We start from the raw sequence: 7,849 nt of genomic DNA, 5'->3' as shown, positions 1-7,849 counted from the left end.
GGCTTGTCTTATCCGCTTTATACACATTTTACTTCGCCAATTCGACGTTACCCTGATTTGCTTACCCATCGTGTCATTAAATCTATCTTAGCGAAAAAACGCTATGTGCCCGATATTGGGGCGGAGCCAGGGGATGAGCAGCTGAGCGCAAGGCAGCGCGAGCAATCAGTATGGGAGCGCTTGGGGGTGATGCTTTCTGCTCGTGAGCGCCGCGCTGATGAGGCTTCTTATGATGTGCAGGCTTGGCTCAAGTGTTATTTCATGCAAGACCACATTGGCGAGGTATTTAGCGGTAAAATTACCGGCGTTGCCGCTTTTGGTATTTTTATCACACTAGATAAGCTTTACGTTGAAGGCATGGTGCATGTCTCTGAGCTGGGTTCGGATTATTTTGTCTTTAATGAAGCCACACACGATTTGCGTGGTGAGCGTACGGGGATTCGTTATAAGCTGACGGATTCGGTTCAGGTTCAGGTAGCTCGAGTTAACCTTGAAACACGGAAAATCGATTTTCGTCTCATTGAGGGCAGTGCTTATAAAACACTGACTACTGGTGCAACAGAGCGTCGGCCCAGACCGCAGAAAAAAGCGGCGCCAGCTAAGCCTAAAGACTTAAAGGGAACCGCGAGCGAGCGCCGTGCCGCAGCGCGTAAAGCGGCGCGTAAAGCCGCGGCAGCAGAGCGGGCGGCAGCACGTAAAGCAAAACTAAAACGAACACGACGTTAATCTCTCAAGGAAAAAAGTAGTATGTCATTACAAATGCTGGCGGGTTTTCATGCAGTGCAAGCCCGTATTCGCCATGCGCAAGAAACCATTAAGGAACTGTATGTTGAGCAGGCACGTCGTGATAAGCGCATGCAAAATTTTATTGCGCAAGCAGAGCGCGCAGGTTTGCGTTTGATCTTTGTGGATAAGCAGCGTCTAGATGCCATGGCCAAAGGCGTACGTCATCAAGGGGTGGTAGCGTTAGCGACAGAGCTGAATTTGACGTTGGATGTAGACCAATTGTTAGATGAGCTAGAAGATCAAGGCATCAAACCATTACTATTGATTTTAGATAGTGTGACGGACCCCCATAATTTAGGGGCATGTTTACGTACTGCTGATGCGGCTGGTGCCCATGCGGTGATCGCCCCCAAAGATCGTGCGGTGGGGCTAAACCCAACAGTACGACGCGTGGCGTGCGGGGCGGCTGAAACGTTACCCTATATCACGGTGACGAATTTAGCGCGCACGATGCGTCAGTTGCGACAGCGAGATATTTGGCTTGTAGGTACCGATGACGAGGCCGCGGCCAGCATGCACGATGTCGATGCTTGCCGAGGCATGGCGTGGGTAATGGGAGCCGAGGGCGAGGGTATGCGTCGTTTAACCCGTGAGACTTGTGATGAGTTGGTGCGTATCCCCATGTTGGGTTCAGTGGAAAGTCTAAATGTCAGCGTAGCCAGCGCTGTTTGTCTCTATGAAAGTTTACGTCAACGACAAGCAAAGTAAAAAACTTATAACCAATTTGTCTAAGCCTGAATTTTAGAATCGCGGTTTCTCGCCGCATAATAAATCCATCGGTTTATCAAATTTAGCATTAACTAGGCCGCCTGATCGCGGCCTTTTTTGGATAGCATCATGAGTGAAAACGGTTTTACCACGACTTTATTACATGCGGATCGGCGTGCAGGCACAGAATATGGTGCGGTGCATCAGCCTTTGCATCCATCGTCTGAGTACGCTTTTGAAGACGCCCATGAGCTAGCGGCTGTTTTTCAAGGTAAACCCGGTTTTAGCTATGCGCGCCAAGGTACACCAACCACGGCGGCTTTAGAGCGTAAAATCACCCAAATGGAGCAAGGGGTGGGGAGCGTGAGCTTTGCGTCAGGCATGGCCGCCATTACGGCTGTTTTTTTTACTTTGTTGCGCCAAGGTGATCATCTTATTTGCAGTAAATATATTTTTGGAAATACCAATAGTGTTTTAGGCACCTTACAGCAGTTTGGGGTCGAGGTGACCTTGGTGGATGCCACCGATGTGGAGCAGGTAAAAGCCGCTTATCAACCAAACACACGTATGGTTTTTAGTGAAACCATTGCTAATCCTGGTACTCAGTTGGCGGATTTGGCTGAAATAGGGGGATGGTGTGAACAAAAAGGTTTATTGTTTGTGATTGACAATACATTAAGCACACCTTGGTTAGCGCCTGCCAAAAAATTTAAAGCCGGGTTGGCGATTAATTCTCTATCTAAAGCAATTGGCGGGCATGGGCATGCTCTTGGCGGCACCGTGACGGATACGGGGTTATTTGATTGGCAGCATTACCCGAATATTTTTGAAGCGTATCGTCAAGGCAACCGAGCTAATTGGGGCTTAACACAAATTAAGAAAAAAGGCTTGCGCGACATGGGGGCAGCGATGTCGTCCGATACGGCACACCGGCTAATGATAGGCGCTGAAACCTTATCCTTGCGCATGGCCAAAGCCTGTCATAATGCGCTGAGCCTAGCACGGTTTTTAGCCGCGCATCCACAGGTTGTGCAGGTTCATTACCCTGGTTTGGCAAGCCATGCGCAGCATAAGCGCGCAACAGATTATTTTTCTGGTCGTTATGGGGCTTTGCTAAGTGTGGAGCTGCAGCCTCATATTGATGTTTTTGCTTTTTTAAACCGGCTGCGTGTTTTGGCTTTATCGACCCATTTGGGCGACAACCGAAGTTTGGTCTTACCCGTGGCTCATACCATCTATTACGAAATGGGCCCTAAGCAGCGGGCGCTGATGGGGATTGCGGATGGGTTGTTGCGTGTTTCTGTAGGGATAGAGGATACCGAGGATTTGATTCATGATTTCAGTCAAGCCCTTAGCGCTTTTTCGGTGTAAAAGCATAGATTTATTGTAGTTGAGCCGCTTTTGTGCCCAAGGGTGTTCACATTCTGCGCGTTAAGTGTTAAAAACACTGTATTGATGCGGCTTTCAGCATGTTTTGTCTTGACAGCGTTCACAAATCTAGGCTTAATACCGCATGGTTGCGTTTGGGGGTGAAACCGCTACCTGATCGCCGTTTCCATTTCTTTTCATCACAGCACAGTTTTTTGTGCTGTTATTCATTATTCAGGGGTAATTCTTAAATGAATAAAACCGAACTAATCGACTTTATTTCCAACAAAGCTGACTTATCTAAAGCCGAGGCAGGTCGTGCGCTAGACGCTTTTATTGATGCGGTTACCACCACACTCAAAGAAAAAGAATCCGTGACTCTGGTTGGTTTTGGTACGTTTGCTGTTTCTGAGCGTGCGGCGCGTACAGGTCGTAACCCTCGTACAGGTGAAACCATTGAAATCAAAGAGGCTATTGTGCCCAAGTTCCGTCCTGGAAAAGCCTTGCGTGACGCCGTAAACGGTTAATGTAAGTTAGGGCGTAGAAATAAATGCAAAAAACGCTTGCATTTATTTTTTATACGCCCTATAATTATTTTTGTTGTCGCAGCAAACGACATGCAGCAAGACCAAATGGGTGTTTAGCTCAGCTGGTAGAGCGGCGCCCTTACAAGGCGTAGGTCGGCGGTTCGATCCCGTCAACACCCACCAGCACTTGTTGTATATCAGGGCTTAATACAAGTCCTTTTTTATTTTGTGACAACCTCAGACTAAAGATGGGTGTTTAGCTCAGCTGGTAGAGCGGCGCCCTTACAAGGCGTAGGTCGGCGGTTCGATCCCGTCAACACCCACCATCTTCGTCTAAAAAAGAACGACAGCATCACGCTGAGTTCTTTTTTTTTGCCTAGTGGTTTTATGTGTGATCTTAGGGATAATCACAGGTTCAACCCAACAGCCTCTTTGTTATAAAGATAAGGTAGCGTTAATTAGCAAGTAGCTAACGTTAATACATCCTGCTGCACCTTTCAACAACGTACAAAGGGGGACACACATGAGTGCCATCCTATTGGTTGTACTAGGGCTGGGTGGTATGGCTCTAGGCTATATCTTCTATTCGCGTTTTATCGCCGAAAAAATCTTCCAACTTGACGACTCTCGTCCAACACCTGCCCACGAATTTGAAGACGGTATTGATTTTGTGCCGACCAATAAATACGTGTTGTGGGGGCATCATTTTACTTCAGTAGCAGGGGCGGCACCTATTGTAGGGCCCGCTATCGCTGTTATTTGGGGATGGTTACCGGCATTTTTATGGGTAACCCTCGGGACTGTGTTTTTTGCTGGTATGCACGACTTTGGTGCTATTTGGGCCAGTATCCGTAATAATGCCAAATCCGTTGGAGCGCTCACTGGTGATGTGGTGGGTAAACGGGCACGCTCTGTGTTTATGATCGTGATCTTTCTGGTTTTGCTCATGGTCAACGCGGTGTTTGGTGTCGTGATTGCGGGGTTACTTATTAATAATCCCGGCTCCGTTATCCCCGTGTGGGGGGCCATCGCCGTTGCTTTGGTTATTGGACAGCTTATCTACCGCGCCAAAGCTAGCCTAGGCTTGGTGTCTTTTGTAGGGGTGGCTGTTTTATATGCTCTAATCTACATCGGTCCTGCCGTTCCTTTGAGCCTGCCTGATCAGGTGATGGGATTATCCGCTAACGCCACCTGGATTTTATTATTGTTTTTCTATGCGGCGGTTGCCTCTTTGCTGCCGGTGTGGATGCTCCTGCAACCACGGGATTACATTAATGGCTTGCAGTTATTCGTTGGGCTTGGGTTGTTATATGTTGCGGTGTTTATTGCAAACCCAACTGTTGTTGCTCCGGCAATTAATGCCGAGGTTCCTGCCGGCACGCCATCTATGATTCCGTTGTTGTTTGTAACGATTGCGTGTGGCGCGATTTCTGGTTTTCATGGTTTAGTGGCCTCGGGCACCACATCTAAACAGCTCAACAAAGAATCCGATGCACGTTTGGTTGGCTACTTTGGCGCCGTGGGCGAGGGTGCTCTTGCTTTGGCGGCGATTGTGGCGGCTACGGCAGGTTTTGCTACACTCGCAGACTGGCAAGCCGTTTATGATGCCTTCGGTAAAGGCGGGGTGGGTGCTTTTGTGAATGGTGGAGCAACCATTTTGAGCGCAGGCTTAGGGTTTAACGCAGAGATTGCAGCTACGATGCTCACTGTGATGGCGGCGTTGTTTGCTGGCACCACTATGGATACAGGTCTACGCCTACAGCGTTATATTTTCCAAGAGTGGGGCGAGATCTACAATATTAAATGGTTAGGTAAACCGTTACCGGCCACTCTCTTGGCGGTTGGGAGCTGCTTGATACTGGCTTTTGGTGCTGGGGGCGCTGATGGTTCTGGTGGTTTACTGATTTGGCCATTATTTGGTACAACCAACCAGCTGTTAGCCGGCTTAACCTTATTAGTTATTGCTGTCATGCTAGTACGTAAGCGTGTGACCGCAACCTACGTTATTGTGCCTTTGGCTTTTTTATTGCTGATGACTTTGGCGGCGCTGCTTATACAGCTTCACGGTTTTTATCTTAAAGAAGACTGGTTCTTATTTGGGTTAGATCTGATCGTATTGGTAGCGGCTATTTTGGTGACATTAGAGTGCGTGAGTGCGCTGCGCTCAGAAAAGCGTAAACTCATCGCTTCGAATTAAGGAAGCATCATGGACGGGATTTGGTCACGGCTTAAACATTGGTGTGAGCAAGCTAATACATTGGGTACGCAATACTATAATGCTCCTTATCGTGCCGCGATTGCGCGGGCAAAACGCGAGGAGGACGACCTATTTATGTTATTGGTTTTTTCTGAAATGATGGGCGTACCGAATCCCGCTTCGTGGTATACCTTGGAACTACAACCGATTTTATTGCAGCGGTTCCATGATTGGCATCTTCGAATGGGCATGGAGCGTTCGCCATTAGATCATTTCAGGTGCTGTTGATGTCATTAAACATATCATCATTATTTCAACAGCGGGTTTTACTCATTGGCGGTAAAGGTGGCGTCGGTAAAACAACGGTGGCGGCGGCACTAGCACTACGCGCCTCGCAGACACAGCGGGTTTTACTGGTTTCTACTGATCCGGCTCATAGTTTAGCGGATGTGTTTGGCCGCTCTATTGGGGCGGCCATTGTGCATTTGACTCCTAATCTTTACGCTTTAGAGCTAGACCCAGAAAAAGAGGTCGATGCGTATTTGGATCGGGTGCTGGCACAAATGCGTCGTTTTGCAGGGCCTGATCAAATCCATGAATTACAACGTCATTTACGTTTGTCCCGCCTATCGCCCGGAGCGCAGGAGGCAGCGCTCTTGGAGCGTATGGCAAACTTATTGGATACCGGGTTAGACGAATATGATCTGATTATTTTTGATACAGCGCCCACAGGACATACCTTACGCTTATTGAGCTTACCCGAAATTATCGCTGCTTGGACGGATGGATTATTAAAACACAACCAGCGCTCAGAGCAGTTAGCGAAGGTGCTTTCTCATTTGACTCCACAGCGTGATGTAGCACACGTGCTTTCAGATCCGCACCAAAACACCGACTCTGGTTTAGATTCAAAAAGCCAAGAACTGGCTTCTACCTTATTAGCACGTCAACGCTTATTTCATCGGGCCCGCCGTATTTTGCATGATGCCACACAAAGCGCTTTTGTCTTTGTTCTTACCCCCGAGCGATTGCCTGTACTGGAAACAGACCGGGCCGTACAGGCGCTAACGGATATTGGGGTGCAAGTGGCTGGGCTAGTGATTAATCGGGTATTACCTCCTACGCTGGGCGAGGCTTTTTGGCAGTCTCATTTGCAGCGACAGCAAACCTATTTAGCCGATATTCAGCAGCGGTTTGCCGGATACCCTTTACGCCAGCTTCCGCTCCAAGATCAGGAAATTGTTGGCTTAGATGTATTGCACGCTCTTGGTGACCAACTTAGTACTTAGCATTTGTTAAATGGTATTGATAACTATTATCATTACTGCTAAGATGGCGCTTTGGTTGGCGTGCTTTAGTGCGCCTGTAAATATGACTATTTGTAGGCGTAGGTATGCCACATCCCTCCCATCATTCGTTGGAACGCTCTCGTCTTTGGTTAAAAATCACTGGCTTAACGGCAGCAGTTAGTCTGCATGCTGGGGTGTTTGCATTTATGTTGCATCAGTCCGCGCCAAAAATGGTAGGGGAGCCTGCTCAGGAAGAGGTAATAGGCGTTAGTCTATTTGATTTAAATGAATTCGAAGAGCATGTGACGGCGGAACAGCTAGCAGAGCAAATTCAAGAAGCTACTCAAGAGGAGATTGAGCCTGAACTTGAATCGGAGCCTGAGCCAGAGTCAGAGCCCGAACCCGAACCCGAACCGGTCGTAGAGGATCCGGTTATTCCTGAGCCAGTGGTAGAAAAGCCTAAGCCCAAACCCAAACCGGAACCTAAGCCCAAACCCGAGCCTAAACCTCAGCCTGCGCCTAAGCCGCAACCTAAACCAAATGTCCCTGTGGCAGAAAAAACGCAGCCAGTCACTGCGCCAGAGCGTAGCCAGATGGATAAAGCAGTAGGTGGGCAGCAGGCTAAGGCCGTTGACCCAGATCGTCCACGGGTGGTTGGGCAAGTGAATTACTTGGGGGCGCCGCCACGGCCTGTTTATCCACGTGCTTCGCAGCGTAGAAATGAGCAGGGCAAGGTCATCGTGCGTGTTTTGATCTCACCCCAAGGCACGGTGATGGATGTTTGGGTAAAAAGCTCATCAGGACATGAGCGTTTGGATCAAGCCGCTTTAACAGCGGTGCGCAAAGTAAAATTTAAACCCTATACCGAAAATGGCATTGCGTATAAAGCCATGGCAGATATTCCTTTTGATTTTGTTTTATAGGACTCAGGCATGATGCAGGAGCTATTTGATGCGTTATTGTTAGGATTAGCC

At 48.4% G+C, this 7,849-nt stretch carries 8 protein-coding genes and 2 tRNA genes; all 10 read left to right on the top strand.

From position 1 onward, the window contains the following. On the top strand, positions 1-726 hold a 726-nt coding region (locus Q1V74_RS03165), incomplete at its 5' end, for an RNB domain-containing ribonuclease (RefSeq protein WP_300647024.1). Between the two features lie 21 nt (positions 727-747). Next, positions 748-1,494, top strand: a complete 747-nt coding sequence (gene rlmB / locus Q1V74_RS03160; protein ID WP_260649730.1) for a 23S rRNA (guanosine(2251)-2'-O)-methyltransferase RlmB — start codon at positions 748-750, stop codon at positions 1,492-1,494. Between the two features lie 129 nt (positions 1,495-1,623). After that, complete coding sequence (locus tag Q1V74_RS03155; protein WP_300647023.1) at positions 1,624-2,865, top strand: cystathionine gamma-synthase family protein; 1,242 nt, start codon at positions 1,624-1,626, stop codon at positions 2,863-2,865. A 248-nt stretch (positions 2,866-3,113) separates the two neighbouring features. Next, positions 3,114-3,389 (top strand): HU family DNA-binding protein, encoded by a 276-nt coding sequence (locus Q1V74_RS03150; RefSeq protein ID WP_260649732.1) that lies wholly within the window; start codon positions 3,114-3,116, stop codon positions 3,387-3,389. A 107-nt stretch (positions 3,390-3,496) separates the two neighbouring features. Continuing rightward, positions 3,497-3,572 (top strand) — tRNA-Val (locus tag Q1V74_RS03145). Between the two features lie 67 nt (positions 3,573-3,639). Next, positions 3,640-3,715: transfer RNA gene (locus Q1V74_RS03140), tRNA-Val, on the top strand. A 197-nt stretch (positions 3,716-3,912) separates the two neighbouring features. Next, positions 3,913-5,586: a carbon starvation protein A gene (locus Q1V74_RS03135; protein WP_300647022.1), complete on the top strand. Its 1,674-nt coding sequence runs from the start codon at positions 3,913-3,915 to the stop codon at positions 5,584-5,586. 9 nt (positions 5,587-5,595) lie between these two features. Then, positions 5,596-5,874, top strand: a complete 279-nt coding sequence (locus tag Q1V74_RS03130; RefSeq protein ID WP_300647021.1) for a cory-CC-star protein — start codon at positions 5,596-5,598, stop codon at positions 5,872-5,874. Beyond that, on the top strand, positions 5,874-6,875 hold the full coding sequence (locus tag Q1V74_RS03125; protein WP_300647020.1) for an ArsA family ATPase: 1,002 nt from the start codon (positions 5,874-5,876) through the stop codon (positions 6,873-6,875). Before Q1V74_RS03130 ends, Q1V74_RS03125 begins: the two co-directional genes overlap by 1 nt. Before the next feature lie 104 nt (positions 6,876-6,979). Then, positions 6,980-7,798 (top strand): energy transducer TonB, encoded by an 819-nt coding sequence (locus Q1V74_RS03120; RefSeq protein WP_300647019.1) that lies wholly within the window; start codon positions 6,980-6,982, stop codon positions 7,796-7,798. Positions 7,799-7,849 lie beyond the last annotated feature (51 nt).

Origin of the sequence: Paenalcaligenes sp., assembly GCF_030152715.1 — a bacterium.
Classification (GTDB): domain Bacteria; phylum Pseudomonadota; class Gammaproteobacteria; order Burkholderiales; family Burkholderiaceae_B; genus Paenalcaligenes; species Paenalcaligenes hermetiae.
The sequence above is the reverse complement of the archived record's forward strand: the minus strand, read 5'-3'. Positions and strand labels throughout refer to the sequence as shown.

Excerpts from the sequence above, each read along its gene's own strand:
- rlmB (WP_260649730.1), top strand. The coding sequence starts at position 748 with ATGTCATTACAAATGCTGGCGGGTTTTCATGCAGTGCAAGCCCGTATT.
- Q1V74_RS03155 (WP_300647023.1), top strand. The coding sequence starts at position 1,624 with ATGAGTGAAAACGGTTTTACCACGACTTTATTACATGCGGATCGGCGT.
- Q1V74_RS03150 (WP_260649732.1), top strand. The coding sequence starts at position 3,114 with ATGAATAAAACCGAACTAATCGACTTTATTTCCAACAAAGCTGACTTA.
- Q1V74_RS03135 (WP_300647022.1), top strand. The coding sequence starts at position 3,913 with ATGAGTGCCATCCTATTGGTTGTACTAGGGCTGGGTGGTATGGCTCTA.
- Q1V74_RS03130 (WP_300647021.1), top strand. The coding sequence starts at position 5,596 with ATGGACGGGATTTGGTCACGGCTTAAACATTGGTGTGAGCAAGCTAAT.
- Q1V74_RS03125 (WP_300647020.1), top strand. The coding sequence starts at position 5,874 with ATGTCATTAAACATATCATCATTATTTCAACAGCGGGTTTTACTCATT.
- Q1V74_RS03120 (WP_300647019.1), top strand. The coding sequence starts at position 6,980 with ATGCCACATCCCTCCCATCATTCGTTGGAACGCTCTCGTCTTTGGTTA.